This window comes from Methanosarcina barkeri MS, from assembly GCF_000970025.1.
Taxonomy (GTDB): Archaea; Halobacteriota; Methanosarcinia; order Methanosarcinales; family Methanosarcinaceae; genus Methanosarcina; species Methanosarcina barkeri.
Genome location: NZ_CP009528.1, coordinates 4,136,745 through 4,157,579, shown reverse-complemented (window position 1 = coordinate 4,157,579; position 20,835 = coordinate 4,136,745). Strand labels below are relative to the sequence as shown.

General features: G+C 37.5%; 22 protein-coding genes and 1 pseudogene. 16 read left to right on the top strand and 7 right to left on the bottom strand.

Annotation, left to right across the window (positions count from 1 at the left end; translation table 11 throughout):
• Positions 1–33: 33 nt before the first annotated feature.
• The gene (locus tag MSBRM_RS18970) at positions 34–417 is read left to right on the top strand and encodes a hypothetical protein (RefSeq protein ID WP_230668959.1); all 384 of its coding nucleotides are present in this window, start codon (positions 34–36) and stop codon (positions 415–417) included.
• 48 nt (positions 418–465) lie between these two features.
• Positions 466–1,182, top strand: a complete 717-nt coding sequence (locus MSBRM_RS17010) for a winged helix-turn-helix transcriptional regulator (RefSeq protein ID WP_052712937.1) — start codon at positions 466–468, stop codon at positions 1,180–1,182.
• Between the two features lie 77 nt (positions 1,183–1,259).
• Here the strand turns inward: MSBRM_RS17010 and MSBRM_RS17005 are convergent, their stop codons facing one another.
• Positions 1,260–1,850, bottom strand: coding sequence for a M24 family metallopeptidase (locus MSBRM_RS17005; protein ID WP_230668957.1), 591 nt, complete (start codon positions 1,848–1,850; stop codon positions 1,260–1,262).
• Positions 1,851–1,868: 18 nt separating this feature from the next.
• Here MSBRM_RS17005 and MSBRM_RS17000 point away from each other — a divergent pair, with 18 nt between their 5' ends.
• Positions 1,869–2,171 carry a hypothetical protein gene (locus MSBRM_RS17000; protein ID WP_230668955.1) on the top strand — a complete coding sequence of 101 codons (303 nt, stop codon included), beginning with the start codon at positions 1,869–1,871 and terminating at the stop codon, positions 2,169–2,171.
• A gap of 462 nt (positions 2,172–2,633) precedes the next feature.
• On the opposite strand, the gene MSBRM_RS16995 is transcribed toward MSBRM_RS17000, so the two are convergent.
• The 3 genes from MSBRM_RS16995 to MSBRM_RS20660 form a co-directional block, all read right to left on the bottom strand.
• Positions 2,634–3,818, bottom strand: a complete 1,185-nt coding sequence (locus tag MSBRM_RS16995) for an outer membrane lipoprotein-sorting protein (protein WP_048156396.1) — start codon at positions 3,816–3,818, stop codon at positions 2,634–2,636.
• A 243-nt stretch (positions 3,819–4,061) separates the two neighbouring features.
• Entirely contained in the window at positions 4,062–4,505 is a 444-nt protein-coding gene (locus MSBRM_RS16990; protein WP_048156393.1) for a hypothetical protein, read from the bottom strand.
• Between the two features lies 1 nt (position 4,506).
• Entirely contained in the window at positions 4,507–4,659 is a 153-nt protein-coding gene (locus tag MSBRM_RS20660) for a hypothetical protein (RefSeq protein ID WP_155400478.1), read from the bottom strand.
• 151 nt (positions 4,660–4,810) lie between these two features.
• On the opposite strand from MSBRM_RS20660, the gene MSBRM_RS16985 reads away from it, so the two are divergent.
• Positions 4,811–5,002, top strand: a complete 192-nt coding sequence (locus MSBRM_RS16985; RefSeq protein WP_048156390.1) for a hypothetical protein — start codon at positions 4,811–4,813, stop codon at positions 5,000–5,002.
• Positions 5,003–5,076: 74 nt separating this feature from the next.
• The gene (locus MSBRM_RS16980) at positions 5,077–5,793 is read left to right on the top strand and encodes a winged helix-turn-helix transcriptional regulator (RefSeq protein WP_052712936.1); all 717 of its coding nucleotides are present in this window, start codon (positions 5,077–5,079) and stop codon (positions 5,791–5,793) included.
• A 339-nt stretch (positions 5,794–6,132) separates the two neighbouring features.
• Here the strand turns inward: MSBRM_RS16980 and MSBRM_RS22170 are convergent, their stop codons facing one another.
• Positions 6,133–7,149, bottom strand: a complete 1,017-nt coding sequence (locus MSBRM_RS22170; protein WP_052712935.1) for a UPF0228 family protein — start codon at positions 7,147–7,149, stop codon at positions 6,133–6,135.
• Between the two features lie 30 nt (positions 7,150–7,179).
• Positions 7,180–8,394: a C39 family peptidase gene (locus MSBRM_RS16970; RefSeq protein ID WP_141706433.1), complete on the bottom strand. Its 1,215-nt coding sequence runs from the start codon at positions 8,392–8,394 to the stop codon at positions 7,180–7,182.
• Between the two features lie 434 nt (positions 8,395–8,828).
• On the opposite strand from MSBRM_RS16970, the gene MSBRM_RS16965 reads away from it, so the two are divergent.
• Both MSBRM_RS16965 and MSBRM_RS20655 read left to right on the top strand, forming a co-directional pair.
• A complete protein-coding gene (locus MSBRM_RS16965) occupies positions 8,829–9,632 on the top strand; it encodes a helix-turn-helix transcriptional regulator (RefSeq protein ID WP_048156387.1) in 804 nt (267 codons plus the stop codon).
• Positions 9,633–9,713: 81 nt separating this feature from the next.
• The gene (locus MSBRM_RS20655) at positions 9,714–9,917 is read left to right on the top strand and encodes a hypothetical protein (protein ID WP_054864253.1); all 204 of its coding nucleotides are present in this window, start codon (positions 9,714–9,716) and stop codon (positions 9,915–9,917) included.
• A gap of 23 nt (positions 9,918–9,940) precedes the next feature.
• Here MSBRM_RS20655 and MSBRM_RS16960 read toward each other — a convergent pair whose 3' ends face one another.
• A complete protein-coding gene (locus MSBRM_RS16960) occupies positions 9,941–11,134 on the bottom strand; it encodes a M24 family metallopeptidase (RefSeq protein WP_048156385.1) in 1,194 nt (397 codons plus the stop codon).
• A gap of 436 nt (positions 11,135–11,570) precedes the next feature.
• Here MSBRM_RS16960 and MSBRM_RS16955 point away from each other — a divergent pair, with 436 nt between their 5' ends.
• From MSBRM_RS16955 to MSBRM_RS16920, 9 genes and pseudogenes are all read left to right on the top strand, one after another.
• Complete coding sequence (locus tag MSBRM_RS16955; RefSeq protein ID WP_048122152.1) at positions 11,571–12,110, top strand: DUF2284 domain-containing protein; 540 nt, start codon at positions 11,571–11,573, stop codon at positions 12,108–12,110.
• Between the two features lie 303 nt (positions 12,111–12,413).
• A complete protein-coding gene (npdG, locus tag MSBRM_RS16950; RefSeq protein ID WP_048122150.1) occupies positions 12,414–13,121 on the top strand; it encodes an NADPH-dependent F420 reductase in 708 nt (235 codons plus the stop codon).
• A gap of 114 nt (positions 13,122–13,235) precedes the next feature.
• Positions 13,236–14,121: pseudogene (locus MSBRM_RS19780) on the top strand (IS481 family transposase).
• A 530-nt stretch (positions 14,122–14,651) separates the two neighbouring features.
• Positions 14,652–15,413 (top strand): class I SAM-dependent methyltransferase, encoded by a 762-nt coding sequence (locus tag MSBRM_RS16945; RefSeq protein ID WP_048122148.1) that lies wholly within the window; start codon positions 14,652–14,654, stop codon positions 15,411–15,413.
• Between the two features lie 19 nt (positions 15,414–15,432).
• The gene (locus MSBRM_RS16940) at positions 15,433–17,007 is read left to right on the top strand and encodes an ABC transporter substrate-binding protein (RefSeq protein ID WP_048156382.1); all 1,575 of its coding nucleotides are present in this window, start codon (positions 15,433–15,435) and stop codon (positions 17,005–17,007) included.
• A 54-nt stretch (positions 17,008–17,061) separates the two neighbouring features.
• A complete protein-coding gene (locus MSBRM_RS16935; protein WP_048122145.1) occupies positions 17,062–18,006 on the top strand; it encodes an ABC transporter permease in 945 nt (314 codons plus the stop codon).
• A gap of 12 nt (positions 18,007–18,018) precedes the next feature.
• The gene (locus MSBRM_RS16930) at positions 18,019–18,894 is read left to right on the top strand and encodes an ABC transporter permease (protein WP_052712934.1); all 876 of its coding nucleotides are present in this window, start codon (positions 18,019–18,021) and stop codon (positions 18,892–18,894) included.
• A complete protein-coding gene (locus MSBRM_RS16925; RefSeq protein ID WP_230629001.1) occupies positions 18,891–19,835 on the top strand; it encodes an ABC transporter ATP-binding protein in 945 nt (314 codons plus the stop codon). The genes MSBRM_RS16930 and MSBRM_RS16925 overlap by 4 nt, the downstream gene beginning before the upstream one ends.
• On the top strand, positions 19,820–20,503 hold the full coding sequence (locus MSBRM_RS16920) for an ABC transporter ATP-binding protein (protein WP_048122141.1): 684 nt from the start codon (positions 19,820–19,822) through the stop codon (positions 20,501–20,503). The genes MSBRM_RS16925 and MSBRM_RS16920 overlap by 16 nt, the downstream gene beginning before the upstream one ends.
• Positions 20,504–20,835 lie beyond the last annotated feature (332 nt).

Here is a 20,835-nt window from a genome sequence, read left to right as displayed (position 1 = left end):
TTATCTGCCACTACAGCGACAGCGGCTGAAAATGTGAAAAAAGCGGAAACCCCGAGCGACTATACTGTAGTATCCTCACCTGGTACTGAAATTGGAATCGTTGACAAAGATATAGGTATTCTGACCGTTTATGATACCATTATTCAAGGAGAGATAAACCTACATGAGAAAAAAGTTAGCAGTGGTCTAAATCTTCTCGTTGTGGATCTTAACTGGGGAGATTCAACTGATTCACTACGGCTCAGGATATATACCCCTAGCGGCTCGTTGCTAGGTTCTTATTATGATAACGCTGATGGAGCAGTTAACGGTAGGACTCGCCTGTATATTAAAAATGCAAATGGAATTGAAGCGGGAACCTGGAAATATCAAGTATACGGGTATAGAGTGGCCGGAAAAGAAGGTTATACGATCTGAATTTGATAACGAAATCACTCAAATTATAGACCAGCTATGTGGAAGGTAATGTTACTTTTTATTCTGGTTCTGAGTGCCGCAGTAGGTGTAACCAGTGCAGATACCGGAGGATATTCCATTGGTCCCTGTCCACCCGAAGAGGAGCTCAAAAAATTGGGTGATACCGTTGACATGAGCGGGGCGGACAGGACTCTTACCTTCTGGGAATTTCCCTTGTCATTCAAGGTAGCTTATATCTTGGGATACCTGGCTGCTTTCATTTCCTTATTCAAACTGGCTCCCATAATTCTTGGTCATATAAGGAGTCTAAGTAAAAATGTTACTCAAAAGAAAATTATTTGTTATGTGCTGAGGAAGCCAGGGTGTACGCCGTCTGAAATTTCAAGAAACCTGAAAATTAGTCTGGGATCTATAAGATATCAGATTAAAACACTCAAAGCCGAAGAGGAGTTAACTTTAACGAAGGAAGGAAAGTTCACAAGAGTATTTCAAAATTCCAATGTTTTCACAAACAACGATAAAACAATAATCTCACATCTTAAAGGCAGTACAAGAAAACAAATACTCCTTAATATTCTGGAAAATCCTGAGATTACAAATCAGGAAATCTCAGAAAAGCTGAATTTAGACAAAAGCACTACTCACTGGCATATAAAAAAATTGAGGGAGGATAATATTATTTCCTCCGAAGTAGAAGGCAAGTTTACAAAATATTTTGTGAACCCATCTGTGGAGCCGGAGTTGCTGAAATGGCTCAAAATATAAACTTCGAACAGTTTTATTTTCTCCACCTTTATCGGCTACTATAAATGTATTTTCAATTCCTACCATTCCAATGTTTTCTATTCCTTTTTTAGGTTTGAGAGGAATACCATTCCTTCCTGAAGGGGTTCGTCAAAGCCTTCTGCAGTTACAGGCAGCTCATCGATTAGCAGTCCGACTCCGTGTCCGAGGAATCTTACTTTACGTTTTCCAAAGCCCATAAAATTCTGTAGAAACTCCGAATCTAGATTGTTCATTATGTTGTTGTAGATTTTCGAGGGAATCGCACCTGTTTTTAACATTGAAGCAGCTTCGTTCTGTATTTCCACACATTTATTATGGGCATCTATGGCATATTGTGGAAGTGAAGATCCAAACATGTATGTGGTCGTTTTATCCGTGTTATATCCTTCAACCCCACATCCGATATCGATGAATACCAGATCTCCTTTTTTCAGTTTTTTGTCACGTCTTCCAATCAGTGGAACCGCAGGACTCATCCCATACATTCCACCAGGTCCGTTAAAGTAAGATGGATATCTCGAGATTTCACCAAAACAGACATTTCCCATGACCATCTCAATATCAAACATCCCAAAACGGCACAATCCGTGACGGCCTTCTTCAACCATAACTGAATATAGTTCGGTTGACAGGTCTACTTCACTCATTCCTTCCTTGGAGAATACATGGCCGGTTGCCTCGTGCTCGTATTCGGTATCGGCAAGGACAAAGCCATGACAGACAGAGGTATCGGAAGCGGAATCCACGGCGGGGAAATAATTATCCGTGGAGAGGTTGACTATTTCTTACTCGGAGTAGGAGCCAAGAAATTCAAGTTTACCGAAAGCGATCTTGAATGCATTGCTCCAGTTATAAAGAACTTCTGCGAGCAGTTCGGGTATGACCCCGCAGAGTTCCTGGACACAAACTATACACAGATTGGAACTGCAAGCAGCCGGCCTTTCGCAAGCAAATACGTCTGGGAGTGATTAAAAATGGCAGAACAGAAACCAATCAGCAAAAGTTACCTTGACCTTAAGTCAAAAGTCTGGGATGAAGGCCTTTGCTCAGGCTGTGGGGCCTGCATTTGAGACAGCCTGTACCATTAAAACCAGTATGTTCCTGCCTCCGGGCAATGTGGAGTTCAAATGGTCATTCTAAAAAATTCGAGCTCTATAAATTACTTTTAATTAACTTAGTATAAGTTTTGCGCAGAAAGAATATATGCAATCATAGCCTGCTGTTAGCGTTGTTTTCCGCTTTAAAAACTGTTAAATCTTTGAATTTACAGTTCTTCACTTCGACTTCTCATTAAAATAAGTTGGAAATTTGAGCAGCTAATATAGTCATCCATACCTTGGCAGAAAAATACGTTTTCAGGAAATAAACTTAAGAAAAACTGGAAGGCTAAGTTTGTAGCCTTACATTTATTCATTTTTTTTGAAAGCTCATTAAGCTTCAGGAAAAGATTCTGTTATATTAAGTAGTTCTGCCTTATCGAGAGAGGAGATGATAGTGACTTCAAGCTCCTCATCTTGCCAGGTCAGAGCTTTCATATTTCCACCAAATATTGGAGAGATCATACCTTTCATGTTATTGACCAGAATATTTTCTCCTTCACTTACAAAATTCTGAGTTTCAGGTAAACCTTTTTCAGAAATGTCTTCGATGATACGTATTTCATTATCTCCTTTTGTATATACGAGAGTGATTTTTTCGTAATGCTGCCCTGCAAAAACGCTGAAACCACTATGTACAAAAGTTAGATAAGGTGTATCCATACTGGAAGAGACCATTGAATAATTAAATTCGTATCCTTCCGGGAGATATTCAGGAGTGAGTATTTTAAAATCAATAAGCTCTTTTGCCTCTTCAAGTGTCATTTTTTGAGGTTCACTTTTGAAGTCTTCAAGTCCAAGTACTTTTACCTGGGCGCCATCTGGAACTTTAAATTCAAATTCAGAGTCTGGAATTCCAGTGTTCAATTTCACATCCCGGATTTCTATCTCAATATAAGGATTTCCTTCATTGTCATATAGTTCACACCTGATGAGCATCCAGTTTTCTCCGTCAACCCAGATTTTTGATTTCCATTGGAGCGATTCGTTTTTCTCGGAAGGGGTAAGCTCAAGTACATATACGTTTTTCCCATCGATGTTCTCGGCCCTGAGGAGGGAAGGTAGCTTCCCATTAAGAATAATCCCATTTACAAATTCAGCGTAAACATTAGGTTCGAAGAGTTTCAAATCATTAAAATCATCAGAAATCTCCGTTTTGAAAACAGTCTTGGATTCAGAATTATAGATCCATTGGAAATCTCCATCAGATGCCATAATTACTTTCGTATCTTTATTCGGGTTTAAAATACTCGTTTTCATTAGATCGGGTTTTTTCCATATAATTTCATGCACTTCTGGGTTCTGCCACCTTGAAGTTGAACTTACATACATAGTAAAAGAATAGTCTTCGAGACTGTCTATTTCCATCTGCATGTTAGACACAATTTCTTCAGCACTGGGTTGAGTGTTAGATGAAACTTCTTCGGCACTGGACTCTTCTGCGCAACCTGAAATAAAAATTGAGAGGATTATCAGGAACAAGGTGGGCAGTAAATGTCTTTTGAAACTAATCTTCATTTATTTACCCCAATTTAGAGACATTTTGTATTAATTATATCTTCTAGGAAATCCCACACAGCTTATTTTTAAATAATAGGTATAAATTTAGATTTACACCCATCCAGGTTTTGAATCTAACCTTTTAACCTGAAATTGATATATTATAGCTTAGATAATCCCAAATACCAATCTGAAGGAGTGTAAATTCACAATAGATTCTCAACGCTGCCTTTTCAACACATCAACTTTCAAAAATTGAGTTTAAATAAAACAATTGCAGGAGCCCTCTCTAATTGCGATTAAAGTCTTTACAGGCAGGTATGCGTAACATTTTGCTTCCAATTTCACGTTTGTCCTGTAATTCCCATTGCCTGGTACATCGATCGTCTCTGCCCCAGAAGCTGTACATGAGTTTGGAACCTGGTGAACAATTGCAGGCAAATTAATTGGTTCACTTATCCAAATTGTTATTTTCATCTCACAAGGGGCAGGAAATGGAAATTCTTTAGAAGTTGTTTGACAGCCACTTACAAACCATGATACATTTATGTATCGACTTCCATTAGAACGTTGGTATAATTTGGAAGTAAACTTTATATATATGTCTCCAGTACCATCTAGATATTCTCTAGTGCAACTATTTATAAGTGTATCTGATAAAACAACTTCTGGCTCTAAGAGTTCACTTTTTTGCTTTTCACACATATTATGCACTTCTTTTCTTTACTCCAGAGACAGGATCAAGCAAGCCTGAAATATCCGCAAAGCTAACACTAATCATGCCTCCAGGCAATGCGGAGTTCGAATAAACCTTCCAGAGAGAATTTGAGCTCCACCAAACATTATTTCTAATGTTCATATTTTTCTAGGAACTTACTCTTATAATTCATTTGTGACCAAATCATCCAACTGAAAGTATAAATTAAATCTAAATTTAATTTTTTTTAAGATTTATAGAGTTATTTGCTAGATAATTGGACAATTTTACCATAAAATTTAAGTAAGCTCTTTTGATAGGTGTTAACAGAGGAGTTGAAAATGTCAAGAAAGATGTTATTTATTATATTGGTAATCCTGCTTTTTTATCTGCCACTAAAGCGACAGCAGCTGAAAATGTGGGAAAAGCGAAAATCTCAAGCAACTATGCCGTAGTACTTTCACCTGATACTGAAATTAGAATCGTTGACAAAGATACAGGGTGACTGGAACAGAAGATTATACAATCTGAATTTGATAACGAAATTACTCAAATTATAGACCAGCTATGTGGAAGGTAATGTTACTTTTTATTCTGGTTCTGAGTGCCGCAGTAGGTATAACCAGTGCAGACACCGGAGGATATACCGTTGGTTCCTGCCCACCCGATGAAGAACTTGAAAAATTGGGCGATGCTGTTGACATGAGCGGTGCTGACGTGACGTACTCATTCTGGGAATTTCCTTTGTCAATCAAAATCGCTTACATAATCGGGTATTTGACTGTTTTCTTTTCCTTTTTCAAACTGGCTCCCATAATTCTTGGTCAGATAAGGAGCCTAAGTAAAAATGTCAACAAAAAGAGAATTATTAATTATGTGCTGAATGAGCCTGGGTGTACGCCATCCGAAATTTCAAGAAACCTGAAAATTAGCCTGGGATCTATAAGATATCAGATCAAAACACTCAAAGCCGAAGAGGAGTTAACTTTAACGAGGGAAGGAAAGTTCACAAGAGTCTTTCAAAATTCCAATGTTTTCACAAACAACGATAAAACAATAATCTCACATCTCAAAGGCAGTACAAGAAAACAAATACTCCTTAATATTCTGGAAAATCCCGAGATTACAAATCAGGAAATTTCAGAAAAGCTGAACTTAGACAAAAGCACTACTCACTGGCATATAAAAAAATTAAGGGAAGATGATATTATTTCCTCCGAAGTAGAAGGCAAGTTTACAAAATATTTTGTGAATCCGGCTGTGGAGTCGGAGTTGCTGAAATGGCTCAAAATATGAGCCTTGAACAGCTTTATCTCAATGTCAGTTTTCTATTAATCGATTAAACATTAGCTTTATACAAGACTTAATTATTCAAACGACAGAATATCAACCAGCTACTAATATACTATTAAAAAATTGAGATCATAAAGTATTACAACTTGAATTCAGGTTTTTTAGGCACATAAATTTCTATTGATGCCAAAATATACGCTTAACCTTAAATACACAAAACCGAGGCTTTAATTTTTAAAACCATGTTCGTTTGTTAAAGGTTTATTCCAGTAGTATTAAAATGTGTCTTCTATATATCAGAATAGAAGCATTAGTTTATAACATTTTTCGGATAGGCTCTTATTAGGTACTGCCGGAAAATACTACAGTCAATACCTTCTCATTCATTTTAAGCTCGTTTTCTATTTTTCTTTCATCGCTCTCCCAAATCCAATTCTTAGCTCCATCCCCAAGAGTAATACAACATAGGACGGAGTTTTTCACTTGAAGATTATCTTTCTCCAGTATTGCAAGGAAATTTTCATCCTGAATAGCTTGTTCAGTTACCGTAATTATATAACTATTTCCTTTTTTGATATCATGGTTAAAATATATATGATCAGTCCAATTTTCATCTTTTCTCAATTCATCTCTTACGCCCATTCTTTTATCTGCGTCTACCTTTAGGTAGTACCTTTCTGGCTGAAGGTCAGAATTATATTCTATGGTGTTCATAGTCATGTTGTATTTTTCAAGAATGGCTTTAACTTCAGGCTCGGTGGTTCCATCTTCAAATTCAATTAATAAATGATATACCTTCGTATCTGGAGATGCGGTCAGCACCTTTTCATTTCTTTCAAGCTCATTTGCAATTTGGAATGCATCTTTCTCTGGAATACCACCATTCTTAGATTCATCTTCTAAACCAATATAACAATATACGGATTTTTTCATTGGAAGATTGTTTTTTTCCAGTATTGCGAGGAAATTTTTATCCTGAATAGCTTGTTCCGTTACCGTTAATATATAATTACTTCCTTTTCTTACAGGGCCAGTCAAGTTTATATCATCTACCAATTCCTCTATATTTATTGTTTTATCTCTATCTAATATCATGTAGTACCTACTTGGCATAATATCAGAATTGTAATCTATGGTGTTTATAGTCATGTTGCAGTTTTCAAGAATGGCTTTAACTTCAGGCTCAGTAGTCCCCTCTTCAAATTCAATAAAAAAGCCAGCTACTTGTTTTTCTTGAACTGACATTTTCGTATCAACTGGTGCCTTTGTGTCAACTGGTGCACTTGTAAACAACCCCCCGAGTATTATAAGAGCTAGAACACTGCTAAAAACAGCAATTACTTTACTGATTTTACTCAAATTACCACCTTCTAAAAAAACGAGGAGTTTTTAACTCCTCACATATACACGGTAATCTTCTGAACCAAACGTTTCCATATAAGAATAACCATAATCCTCAGGTAATGGATCGTCGATTGCCAATAAATATTCCGGGTAATTACTTAAGTATCCACTACAAACTCTAGAGTGACTATCTCTTATACTTACGAAGGGTCTATTATTATTAATTTCAGAAACCGCTTGACTAAACGTAAAGACTGTAACATATGCTGAATTAGGTTTATTTAATCCATTGGATGGTTTATAGTAATTTAACTGATTATTATTAATGACATTCCCGCCAGTAGTATAACCTGGGCCCATCTTTTGATATATATAATCTTGGGTATGAAATACATCATAATAATCAGCAATCATTTGGCCACATGCTGGAGCACAGTAATGATCATTTTCTTGCCCATATAAAGTAGTATCGAGATAATAACTTGTACTTCTTCCCACTATTGTTGTGTCGTCACTAAGTTTTTTGATATCTTCTTCAGTGACTGGCATATTAATATTAATTCCCTTAATAGTTGCTGCATGTTCTATAGATTTAGTAAGCTCATCACTTTTTTGCCACTTTTTCAAATTCTCGTCTATTTCATTCTTTGACTTTTGTTCATAGATTGAGCAGACTCCAAGTTTTGTTTCAGTTGTAGGCTCATCTGGTACCACATCAAGGGTATATGCATCCACAAATATCCGATGTTCGTCTCCTGTAGTCTTGTCTTTTACTACGGTCATTGCCCCTATTTTGGGATAGCTATATACAACCATCTTAGTTGATTTGATTTCTCCAGTTGGGTAATTGCTTTTAGCAGTTTCGATTGACTTTTCCATAACTTCAGTCATGTTAAACGGTATCGGGTTAAATTCGATGACTTGGATTGGCTGCCCCAGTGTTTTATTGGCACCAACATCGATTTTACCTATTGTTTTATTATTTTCATATACTGAAAATTGATAATACAATTTTTGACCATTTATATCATAAAGCTCCAGTGGTTTGGGATCAATAGATGCCCCTTTCCAGCTTCCAAATTTTTCTGTATCGGTTGCTATAAACCTTATCATGCGCGTATTTGCATGCTTAAAGGCTTCCTCTGCAGTTACACTATGACTGTTTTCTTCCTGTGCATTAACAGTTGGTACTAACATCATACCAACCAGCAGTATTGCTAAAATTAGCATACCTATTCCTGAGTCATTTCTTGTTCTCATGCCTTTACCTCGTGTATTTTTACCCAGGAGGCAGGATCAAGCAAGCCTTAAATATTCTTAAGCTATCATTTCCTTGCCTCAGGGCATGTGAAGTTCAAATATGCTCTGGAAGGTTTGTTTGAACTTCACATTCAAAAATTTCTCTTAATTTTCTCCTATACATTTGTTACGTCGATGAATATTTCATCAGCCTGATTAACATTCATTAAGTCGCACCTCTTTCTCATCGAAAATGACGAGATTTCAGAGCTTTAATCGACGTTTGAAATTCGATCTACTTTTAGCAAATAATCTGCATATTCTTCCCCTTCACTTTGTTATAAAATTAATAAAAAGGTAGCAACAAACATGCCTCAACAAAAGAAAAGGATATATTATGTCAAAACAATTTAATAAGAAAGTAGGGAAAAAATCTGTAGATGTGGCGACAGGAAATGAACAGCTTCGAAATTTATAAAGAGATGAGCGATGGCATTCAGGCAATATACAGGTCAAGACTTCTAACAGAGATACTTCTGTCATTAAATGAAGGCAGCAGAAAGCTTTCTCAGCTGCGTGAAATTACCGGAAGCACTTCTCAGGTTATAATTCCAAAGCTCAGGAAACTCGAAGCAGATCGTCTAATAGAAATGAAAGGACGTGAGTATTTCCTGACGCCAGCAGGAAAAGTTGTAGCTTTAGAAGTAGCTGACTCTTTTATAACATTTTGGACAATTAATAAATTTAAGCATTTCTGGTTGAGACATTACCTTGAAGGAATTCCCGGTCCTCTGTTAAAAGAAATCGGATGTCTTTACGAGTCTGAAGTCCTCAAAGATAAAGGTATGAAGATCCTTAATGTCTATAACAACCAGTTAAAAATAATTAAAGAAGCAGATCATATATATGGCATATCGTCCGTAGTGACCAGCGGATATGCTGATTCAATCTTTGAAAGAGTGAAAGAAGGAATCCCTGTTGAGCTTATAATTTCTCTTCATGTTGCAGAAGAATTGAATCAATCACCTTACTTGGAAAAAGTAGAAGCACTGAAAGATTATGAAAACTTCAAATTAATTGTCATGGATCAAGATATCAAAGTGGGGCTCATTGTTACGGATAAACACCTTTCTCTGAGCCTGTACAAAAACGGAAACGTTGAATACGACATCAGTACAGGATTATTCAGTTCTGACTCGAAGGCCATTGAATGGGGAGAGAGGTTTTTTTGGTATTGTAAAGGCAGGCAGAGTTCATAAAAATGAAATTTGATTTTGCAGTTATCGATCAAATCAGGAAAAATGGACATATCAGCCTTGTTTAGCCAGTTCCCGAGGTAATTGTCCAACGAACTGTTGGACTATTGCCTCTTCGGGATAAGCTTCCGCAAGCGCCGTCAGGCAAGCTGGTGGGTGGCACTTTCTAACCTATGGATTGAAAAATGCTTCCAGGTTAAGGAAAGTATTTTTCGGAAAGAAAAAATGCCGTTTTCAGGCATCTGGAAATATAATCACCTGTTAGTAAGAAACCTTCTAGATGCTTGATTCCCTGGATGTTTGATTCGCAATTAAAATACTTGAATCAATCCCGGATTATCTCCTGTAATACACTCTCCGCCTTTAGCAGTTACTATGAAAGTATTTTCAATCCCTACCATTCCTATATTTTCAATTCCTTTTTTAGGTTCGAGAGCAAATACCATTCCTTCCTGGAGGGGCTCATCAAATCCTTCAGCAATCACAGGCGTTTCGTCGATTAGTAATCCAACCGCATGGCCTATGAATTTAACTTTGCGGTTGCCAAAACCCATAAAGTTCTGAAGAAATTCCGAATCGAGCTTATTCATTATGGTATTGTAGATTTCCGAGGGAATAGCACCTGGTTTTAACATTGAAGCAGCTTCGTTCTGTATCTCCACACATTTATTATGGGCATCTATGGCATATTGTGGAAGCGAAGAACCAAACATGTATGTGGTCGTTTTATCCGTGTTATAACCTTCAATCCCACATCCAATATCAATGAATACCAGATCTCCTTTTTTCAGCTTTCTCTCACGGCTTCCAATCAGGGGAACTGCAGGACACATCCCGTAGATTCCTCCAGGTCCGTTAAAGTAAGAAGGATAAATTGAACTTTCACCAAAACAGACATTTCCCAGGATCATCTCGGTATCGAACATTCCAAAACGGCATAATCCGTGATGTCCTTCTTCAACCATAACTGAATATATTTCGGTTGACAGGTCCACTTCACTCATTCCTTCCTGCAGCATTTCAGGTACAAGATCTTCCAGCACATGCTGATGAATTCTACCAGCTTCTCTTGTTATCGAGAGTTCATATTCGCTTTTTACTGCTCTGACAGCGCAAATTTGAGAGTCAGCAGATTTGGCATTCTTAAAAGGGAAGTATTTTTGAAATCTCTGGTACAAAGCTAGAGGAACAACTTCGGTTTCAAGGTATACTGTGTTCGGAAGCCTACTTATACTCTTTGTGGCATCACGGAAACTGTTCATAGGTTTTATATTTGGAAATAAGGATTCATCCAGGGCTCTTTCGTAGCTGCGGCGTACCCAGAAAGTTTCTTCTCCGTGCTTAGGGATAATCAGCATTCCATCTTGCATCGTACCCGTAAAATAATAAAGATTGATTTTGCTGAAGATAACAGCTATCTCCCATTGAGGATTTGAGATATCCATCCGTTTTCTAAAATTTCTCATCCGTTTTTTCAATTCAGTTAAAGGTACTTTTTTAATCATGTAGATTCCTTTACTAATTATCTGTTATCAATTAAGAGATATCAATTCAGTAGTGAATATGGCAAGGATTTATGAGCAAATATAGATAGTAAATATAATAATTCTTGTTTTTCATAACAAAACTATATTTCTCTCAGTGATTTCTTAAAAGATAAAAAATAACTTTAGGGCTAGTTAACTTTAATGCTAGTTAATTTTAGAGCTAGTTAATTTTAGAGCTAGTTAATTTTGGAGCTAGTTAATTTTAGGGCTAGTTAACTTTAATGCTAGTTAACTTTAAAGCTAGTTAATTTTAGAGCTAGTTAATTTTAGAGCTAGTTAACGTTATGGATAGTAAGATCTCAATTCATTTCTCAAAGTAAAAAATAATTGGAAAGATAACAAATTAAGAAGAAAGAAGACAGAAAAACAAAAAGGTTTTTTTAAAGGGGTTATCATGTTAGGAAAATTTGAAGATCTTGTTGAAAAGGCTTCAGGGTTGGGTCTCAAGGCTTACCTTGTGGATGCAGAAGATATTCCGGTTGAAAACAGGATTGCTCTGAAGTGTGCTTACGGTTGCAGAGGTTATGGAAGGAGACTGAGCTGTCCACCTAATGTTATATCGGTTGATGAGTTTAGAAAAATCATAGGAGAATACAATAGTGCGCTTCTACTTATCGAAGAACGCGATACTTCACAGGTTTCGGATATCCATGAGGTCTGGGAAGACATTCGTAAAGACTCCTTCCATAAAATGTTAAAGCTTGAACATGAAGCTTTCAAGGAAGGCTTTACTTTTGCGCATCTTCTGAGGCCTGGCTCATGCAACGAATGCGAAATCTGTAATCTTGAAAAATGCATAAAGCCGGAATTGAGGCGTTTTGCACCTGAGGCTGTAGGAATAAATCTCCAGAAGGCAATGGAAAAGGCAGGACTTGTACTTGAGTTCTGCATACCTGAAAAAACTATATGTGTTGGGGTTTTACTGCTTGAATGAAAATTCAAGCAAAATATAAACGATGTATATTCCTAAATCTTTGTGATGTCTGTTCATAGTGTGTTTAGAGTGTTGAATTATTAAAAGAAATATTTAATGAGAAAAGCGAAATTAATAAAAGAGTTTAGTTTTATAGTCCTAGATAAATATTCAGATTAATGAAAGTAATTATAGAAATCTGGAGTCGCTATACATAATATTCTAATTTAATTAGCGATCTTAATTTAATTAACAAAGACAGAAGGTGCAATTACTTTCTAACATATTTTATAGAAAATATAGCAAACTGGAGGTTTTTTCAAATTGAGTTCTGAAAAGTTAAAAATAGCTGTCTTAGGAGGAACTGGCAATATAGGAGAAGGTATGGTGCTCAGGCTGGCCCTTCAAAACCTTATGGCTGAAGGCGTAAAGAACGAAGTAATTATAGGATCCAGATCCAAGGAAGCTGCCAATGAAGCCGCAAAAAAAGCCATTTCCGAACTTGAAAACTGCGGGTTTGACACTTCTAAGATAACTATCACAGGAAACAGTAACCATGAAGCTGCGCAAGCAGCCGAAGTAATAATTCTTACTATTCGTTTTGGCCACGTTTTGCCTTTGCTGCATGAGATTCGTGAGGCTCTTGAAGACAAGATTCTTATTACTCCTGTAGTCCCGATGGAAAAGGAAGGAGACCTTTTTGTATATGAACCTCCAGAGGAAGGTTCAGCCGCTCTTGCAATTCAGAAAAATGTCCCGGCTTCTACAAAAGTTGTTGCAGCTTTCCACAACATCCCGGCAAGAAAATTGAGGGATATTGTTAAGTGCAAATCTGTATACCATGCGCTGGTATGTAGTGATGATGCCGAAGCAAAGAAGCTGGTCATTAAGCTTACAGATCATATGGGATGCATGAAACCCCTGGATGGAGGCCCTCTTAAGCAGGCAAATACTATGGAATCGCTTACACCATTGCTGATCAACCTTGCAAAACTTAACGGATTTAAAGATCTCGGAATAAATTTCTCCTAAAAATCTCAGATAAAAATAGCTAAAAGAACATATCTCAGAAAAAGGATTGCAGAAACATGTTTTATCCCGAAATGATTTCGTGTTAACTATGTTATTTGGAATCCCTTATCTTTTGTGAAACTTGACAGGAAAAAGATCCGTTGGATTGTTACTCTAAAGTTGAAAGGGGAATCCTCCTATACGATAGCTGAGATCCTCTGAACCTCAGCTCATCGAATTCAGCAGATCTATAAAGAATACATTGAAGCTGGTAAGCTTCTTCAGGTTAGCAATTATCTTGGAATACCAAAGAAGCCATTATTCTCTGATGAAAAGGAATTGATTGATCAAACTTATTCAGATTACAAGTTTGGAGTATATTACTTTGAGATTCTCGTGGAAGGCAAATATAATCCAGGATATCTCATAACAGAATCCATAAATATCTACTCAGCATGAACCTTGTCAGTGTGAACCGATAAAAGAAATAAGAGGTGAAAATGGTACAGATACGAACGTGAACACAGCATGTCTGCTGCACGCATCGATTGGCATGAAAACCCCAGATTAGGCTTGCAGGTCTGTGCCATTCTTGATGAGTCATCAAAAATGAATTGCAGGTGGAGAATATGTTCATTGTAACATGGAGAACACCATTAAAGTAATTGATGAACTTGTCAGTGAGTACTGGGACATATGTCTTTTAAGGAAATTTATCATGGAGTGAATTCAGAGTTCACAGGATCAATAAAGATGGTTCATGGAATAGTAAGTTTAACTCCTAAGGCGCATTGAATAACCTGGAATTAAACCAATATTTACAATGGTAAGACATCCTCAGACAAACGGAAAATAGAGAAATAGTTCTATACATACGAAAGGTTTGGAGAAAGATCCAAATTTTTCGAAGAATTCATACAGTGGTTGTAACAAGAGACCTCATGGAGCTTTGAAACTTGAACAATTAGAATCATCACAAAGTGTATTCCGGAATAGATTACCGGTTGAGGTAAAATTCTGAATAAAAGTGAAATTGTTTGAGTTGTGAAAATAAAAAACGAAAAAAGTTTCAAAGTGAAATTATTTTAGACTAAAAATATAATTTGTTAAAATTTTGTTCTTTGTTAAAATAAATCATCCTCATAAATCTTATCTTTATGTTTTTATCTTCAATTATAGGATTCTATTTTGACTTCCCTGTTTTCTTAAATCTTGCTTATTACGTTGATATGAACTTTTTTTAACCTGGCAACAAGACTTCTCAATGTTGAATGTAGCCTATGAGGAAATTTGGAGGTTAATAAAACATAAATTACCAAAATGATCTCTAATATATTTATATTGTTAATTAAATAATTCATAGAACTTCATTCAAGGCCGTCACATAATGAAGTCACACAATAAATGTATTAGTTATTAATTTATACTACTAGACTCTTTGTATTACTACTAATAAACATTACTAATCCTACTAATAAACATTACTAATCCTACTAATAAACATTATCAATAAAGTGAATTATTTATATTTTTTTATTATTATAACGCCCCATGACTCTTGAAAACAAACAAATCAAAGAACTCATTACAAGCAAATGGGATGAATCTTCAGCTACCTATGACACACAGCATGGGCACAAAGTAAAAAGTCTTGAGGAAGCTGATGCTTGGAAGACAATGTTCAAAAAGATCATTCCAGAAGGAAAACTTGATGTTCTGGATGTAGGTTGTGGAACAGGTGAGCTAAGCATTCTTTTTGCAGAGATGGGACATAACGTCACAGGTCTTGATCTTTCCGAGAAAATGATGGAAAAAGGACGCCTAAAATCCATGTCCCAGGGGCTATCCATTAAATTTCTTAAAGGCGATGCCGAAAATCCTCCTTTTGATGAAAAAAACTTCGACGTGGTAATAACTCGTCACCTTCTGTGGACTCTCCCCAACCCGAAAACAGCTATAAAGAACTGGAACAGAGTCCTTAGAGATGGAGGTTATGCCATAATTATCGATGGGATCTGGGACGACGGTTCTCTAAACACTCGAGTCAGACGTTTTATAAGCAGTCTTGGAATTCTTATTTTTGAACAAGCAAATCCATGGGAAGGCCACTATTCTAAAGAACTGACAGCATCGCTTCCCAATGCCAGCGGCACTTCACTGAAAGAGTCTAGGCAATATCTTAAGAATGCCGGATTTTCAAAAATCGATGCCTATGATATATCTCACATCAGGAAAATACAGAAGCAATACATGTCTTTCTGGAAACGAATCGGGTACAATTACGATTATTACATGCTCTACGGTAAAAAATAATTTTAAAAGAGGTAGAACTATGTACAGAAAGAAAGCAGACTCATTTTTGCTTATGGCTATGCTTATGGTAGTCGCAATGGCAATTTCTGGTTGTCTCGATTCAGGTAAAGCCGATGTAAGTAACGAAAGTGACGTTAAGGAACTGACAATTGGGGAAATGTGGGACATAGAATCTATTGATCCAGCTGAAGACATGAAGGTAATATGTGAAAAAGCTCTGGTTGTGGAAACTCTTGTGACAACAAATGAGGATTTTTCACTGGCACCAGGTCTTGCAACATCATGGCAGCAGCTTGACAATAATACATGGGAATTCAAGCTAAGGAAGGATGTCAAGTTCCATGATGGAACCAACATGACTGCAGAAGATGTAAAATTCTCGTTGGATAGAGCCATTAGCAGGAATGTCAATGTTGCATCAATGTTGAATATAAAATCTATAGAAGTAAAAGATAACTATACTCTGCTCATAAAAACAGCTGACCTCAATACGATGCTTCCAGCTGTACTTCACTATCCCTGTACTGCAATAATAAACAGGAATTCGGTAGATGAAAACGGGGACCTGATAAAACTTATAAGCACCGGTCCATATATGTTTGAGTCATTTGACGAGCAGACCAATGTACTTACAGTTGTTAAGAATAAGAATTGGTGGGGAGGAAAAGTAGGCCTTGATAGAATGGTAATCAAAGGTATGCCAGATCCTAACACAAGAGCAATAGCAATAGAAAGCGGAGATATCGATTTTACAGTAGATGTACCATACAGTGAAACCGACAGGATTGATGCTCTTGAGGGTATTAATGTAGAAAAACACGTGGAACCCAGAGTTTATAAGATAGACGTAAATCTTGCAAAGGACAAGTTAAACGATACCAGAGTCAGGCAGGCGATCTCTTATGCAATTGACAGAGATAGCATTGTAAAAAATGTACTCTATAATGTAGGCGAACCTGCAGCCGGACCTTTCCTTCCTAACATGGTCTGGACTAACAAAGACCTTGAACCCTACAAGCAGGACTATAAAAAAGCAGATTCACTTCTGACTGAAGCAGGCTGGATTGACACTGATGGAGATGGGATAAGAGATAAAGATGGTCAGAAGCTGGAACTTACTCTCATGACATTTTCAACAAGGCCCGGACTTCCTCCAATGGCAGAGGCTATTGCAGCACAGCTAAGTAAAATCGGCATAAAAGTGACACCTGAAGTGCTGGAATACGGTGATATTCTTGAGAGGCAAAAAGAAGGAAACTGGGATCTGAGTCTTGCACCATTCGCCATCGCAATGGTACCTGATCCTGAATTTATCCTTACCAACTGGTATAGCACAAACGGTACAGACAATAAGCCCGGATACTCAAATCCTGAAGTCGATAAACTCATAGAAGAAACAAAAGGCATCACCAATCAGGAAGAGAGATATGCGAAATTCAACGAGGTTGAAAAAATAGTATACGAAGAACAGCCAATGATCCTTGTGGCTTATTATGGTTGTGATATTGTTAAGAAAGATACGGTCAAGGGTTACATTTTTGACCCAACAGCTCACGACTATCGCATTAACGCCGGGATGTATATTGAGAAATAAACTCTATTTTGAAATGACCGGTAATTCCGGTCTTCTTTTTTTCAGGAGGGGTACATGCACAAATATTTACTAAAACGATTTGCATCCATGCTGATCACACTTTTTGTGGCGTGTGCACTGACATTTTTCTTGATGCATATGATACCTGGAGAAACTACAGAGATAATTCTCAAACATACTTTTATAGGCCTGGAACAAACAGCCACAGAAGAGCAATTGGTGCAATTTTCAGAAAAATATAACCTCAATGACCCTCTATACATTCAGTTTTTCGAATGGTTGAAAAATTTTCTGTTAAACGGTGACATCGGTACTTCCTATGTATATCATAAACCTGTGATATATCTTCTGAAACTACGTCTGCCGGCAACAATCCTGCTGGCGACATCAAGTATGTTGATAACTGTTGTTTTAGGTATAAGCCTGGGAGTGTATTCTGCCCTGAAACAGAATAAGTTGTCAGACCATATTCTCAGGTTTGTCAGCCTTTTCGGAGTTTCAATGCCGGGATTCTGGATCGGCCTTCTTCTTATCCTGCTTTTCTCAGTCAAGCTCAAACTGATACCTGCAACGGGTTATGGTAGTCTGGAGAATCTTTTCCTGCCAGCCCTTGCGCTCTCATCACATTCGATAGCATCGGTGATGAGGATTACAAGAACAAGCATGCTTGAGACACTTGGTCAGGATTACATAAAATTTGCCGTAGCTAAGGGACTTTCCACAAGAACTATAGTCTTAAGGCATGCTATGAAAAATGCTCTGCTACCAGTGATAACAGTTCTTGGCTTTCAGATGGGGCACCTGCTTGGCGGTTCCATTGTTATAGAACAGGTATTTACATGGCCTGGAATAGGCAGTCTCCTTGTCAATTCGATATCTGCTCGTGACATCCCTGTCGTGCAGGGTTGTGTAATGTGTATAGTGGCAATGTTTCTTATGATAAATTTCCTGGTGGATATCTTCTATACGTATCTGGATACAAGAATAAAATATGATTAAAACGTGGTTATAATGAAAAATATAAAAATTCCTGACAGCATCATAAGTGAAGACCACATACAGATGATCTTCAGGAGAAAGGACATGCTGATTGCCCTCGTCCTTCTTTTTACTCTAATGTCAATCGCCCTAATTGCTCCATGTATCGTCCCATCTGATCCCAACGAGGTAAATCTTAATAACAAAAATCTTGGTCCTTCATCAGAACACTTACTTGGCACCGACTATCTCGGACGTGATATGTTGAGCAGAATAATGATTGGAGCTCATACATCCCTATTGATATCATTTGGTGTTGTTTTGATATCTCTTGTGTCCGGCGTTTTTCTGGGATGCATGGCAGGTTACTGTGAAGGCTATGCGGATGATGTGATCTCGAGACTTATAGACCTATTCCTTGCATTTCCGGGGATAATCTTTGTCCTGACAGTAATGAGTATGCTTGGCACTGGTGTCGTAAATATCATAATTGCGCTTTCAATCGTCCAGTGGGCAGGTTACGCCCGGCTGATGCGGGGACAGGTGATTTCGGTTAAAAAGAACGAATATGTTCTTTCAGCAAAGATGATAGGTATAGGAGATATCAGGGTACTATTAAGGCATATTGTTCCCAATTCTATAGCTCCTATCCTTGTCCTTGCGACAATTGACATTGGACATGTCATTCTTTCCATATCTGCCCTGAGTTTTTTGGGTATCGGGCTTCCTGCCGATATTCCAGAATGGGGTGCCATGCTGAGTGCAGGAAAAGCCTATATGAGGACAGCGCCTTTCCAGACAATTTTCCCTGGAATGGCAATAACAACTTTTGTGGTTATTTTCAGCATAATCGGTGATGGAATGCGAGACATTCTCGATCCTCAGGACAGAGGTGGTGATATTTATTGAACATATCGGGAAATATTCTTGAAATTCGTGACCTTGATGTTTTTTTTGAAACCAATGAAGGATATGTGAAAGCCGTGAACAAGGTTTCACTGAATATTAGAAGAGGAGAATGCATTGGGATTATTGGGGAAACAGGTTCTGGCAAGTCTGTTATAGGGCAATCTGTGCTGCGTTTACTTGCAAACAATGCCCATGTGAATGGGAGTATCTATTTCCATGGTACGGATCTGCTAAAAATGGACATAAAGGAAATGAAAAAAATAAGGGGCAAGGAAATTTCACTGATACCCCAAAATCCTGCAAAATCCCTGAATCCTGTTCTGAAAAATGGGAAACAGGTTATTGAGGTTTTTGATAACAAAAATATTACTTTGCCGGAGAAACGAAAAAAAGTCATCTCAATAATGAGCCGATTATTTTTTAAAGATTTAACTAAAGTGTATAATTCGTATCCATACCAGCTTTCAGGTGGCATGAAGCAAAGGCTTCTGGCTGCAATTGCTCTTTGTTCAGATCCTGAGCTGCTCATAGCTGATGAACCAACAAAAGGACTGGATCCAGATTCTATGGATAAGATCTGTGAATTGTTCATGCATATCAAGGCAGATCACAAAAGAACAATGCTGATAATCACCCATGACCTTGATTTTGCTCTCCGGATATGTGATCGGATAGCAGTTATGTATTCAGGAGAGATAGTTGAGGTGAATAGGGTAAAAAAGATTATTGATTCTCCTTCACACCCATACACACAGGGACTTATCAGTGCCCTTCCTCGCAATGGACTTGTACCTCTCCCAGGGCAGAGCCCAAGCAGAATATTCCTGCCGACAGGATGTTTCTTTAGCCAGCGATGTAGATTTAATTCTGCTTCATGTGTTAGTGAGCATCCCCTTCTAAGAAAATTTGATGGAGGCATGGTCAGATGTCACATGTACTGAGTGTGAAATCTCTGTCCAAGTCATTTGATTCTAATGAAATAATCAAGGACATTAACTTCTCTATTTCAAAAGGAGAAACTCTTGGGCTGTTTGGCAAAAGCGGTTCAGGGAAAACCACAGTCGGTAAATGTATCACAGGTCTTGAAAAACCTAGTTCAGGTAATATCATATTCAAAGGTAAGGACATTTCAGACAGGAAAACCATATCAACTATACTCCCGAAAATACAAATGATATTTCAGCATCCTGAAACATCATTGAACCCTAGGATGAAGGGATTTGAAAGCATAGCAGAGCCGCTGAGAATTCACTCAAGTATGAGAAAAAATGAGCTTTCAGAAAAAATTGGTGAACTCGTAGAGCTTGTAGGCCTTCACATGGAGCACCTTCATCGTTACCCTTCCCAGCTTAGCGGCGGAGAGATACAGCGCATAGTGCTTGCAAGAATTCTATCCGTTAAACCGGAGCTGATAGTTGCAGATGAACCAACCTCAATGCTGGATGTCTCGGTACAGGCCCAGATACTGAGGCTTATGCAGAAGATACAGGATGAAACTGGAGTTTCTTATCTGTTCGTATCCCATGACATTGAAGTTCTGCGTCATGTCTGCCATAGGATAGCATATCTTGAGAACGGGACAATAGCGCGGATAGAAAAAGTGAATTAACAGAATAATTGTATCCTCTTCCATTGGTCATCGGTTAAGGAATTTTCTTGCCTGATGGCTATTGATTTTGCATTGGAAGTCGTTCTTAAATTTTTACCTCTTTACATGAAATCGATAATTTTTCAAAGGTTATGTGGGAAGTTTTCCGTTCCCGCAGCAAGCTCGCGATATATTTGACTGAAATAAAATCAAAAAATACGGTTAACTTCCTCCTGAAGGAATTGTATCATCCTATTCTATAATTTTTCAAGTGAGTGCTCATAACCTGTAATTACCCTTGATCCGGATTTTAATCCCGGATAATTTAGCTCATGTTAAATATCATAAGAGTA

Coding starts and splice junctions, on each gene's coding strand:
- MSBRM_RS20660 (WP_155400478.1), bottom strand. CDS start 4,659: ATGAACATTAGAAATAATGTTTGGTGGAGCTCAAATTCTCTCTGGAAG.
- MSBRM_RS16960 (WP_048156385.1), bottom strand. CDS start 11,134: ATGATTAAAAAAGTACCTTTAACTGAATTGAAAAAACGGATGAGAAAT.
- MSBRM_RS16945 (WP_048122148.1), top strand. CDS start 14,652: ATGACTCTTGAAAACAAACAAATCAAAGAACTCATTACAAGCAAATGG.
- MSBRM_RS16955 (WP_048122152.1), top strand. CDS start 11,571: ATGTTAGGAAAATTTGAAGATCTTGTTGAAAAGGCTTCAGGGTTGGGT.
- MSBRM_RS16935 (WP_048122145.1), top strand. CDS start 17,062: ATGCACAAATATTTACTAAAACGATTTGCATCCATGCTGATCACACTT.
- MSBRM_RS16990 (WP_048156393.1), bottom strand. CDS start 4,505: ATGTGTGAAAAGCAAAAAAGTGAACTCTTAGAGCCAGAAGTTGTTTTA.
- MSBRM_RS17005 (WP_230668957.1), bottom strand. CDS start 1,850: ATGAGTGAAGTAGACCTGTCAACCGAACTATATTCAGTTATGGTTGAA.
- MSBRM_RS17000 (WP_230668955.1), top strand. CDS start 1,869: ATGGCCGGTTGCCTCGTGCTCGTATTCGGTATCGGCAAGGACAAAGCC.
- MSBRM_RS16965 (WP_048156387.1), top strand. CDS start 8,829: ATGAACAGCTTCGAAATTTATAAAGAGATGAGCGATGGCATTCAGGCA.
- MSBRM_RS16970 (WP_141706433.1), bottom strand. CDS start 8,394: ATGAGAACAAGAAATGACTCAGGAATAGGTATGCTAATTTTAGCAATA.
- MSBRM_RS16920 (WP_048122141.1), top strand. CDS start 19,820: ATGTCACATGTACTGAGTGTGAAATCTCTGTCCAAGTCATTTGATTCT.
- MSBRM_RS16930 (WP_052712934.1), top strand. CDS start 18,019: ATGAAAAATATAAAAATTCCTGACAGCATCATAAGTGAAGACCACATA.
- MSBRM_RS16940 (WP_048156382.1), top strand. CDS start 15,433: ATGTACAGAAAGAAAGCAGACTCATTTTTGCTTATGGCTATGCTTATG.
- MSBRM_RS17010 (WP_052712937.1), top strand. CDS start 466: ATGTTACTTTTTATTCTGGTTCTGAGTGCCGCAGTAGGTGTAACCAGT.
- MSBRM_RS16995 (WP_048156396.1), bottom strand. CDS start 3,818: ATGAAGATTAGTTTCAAAAGACATTTACTGCCCACCTTGTTCCTGATA.
- MSBRM_RS16980 (WP_052712936.1), top strand. CDS start 5,077: ATGTTACTTTTTATTCTGGTTCTGAGTGCCGCAGTAGGTATAACCAGT.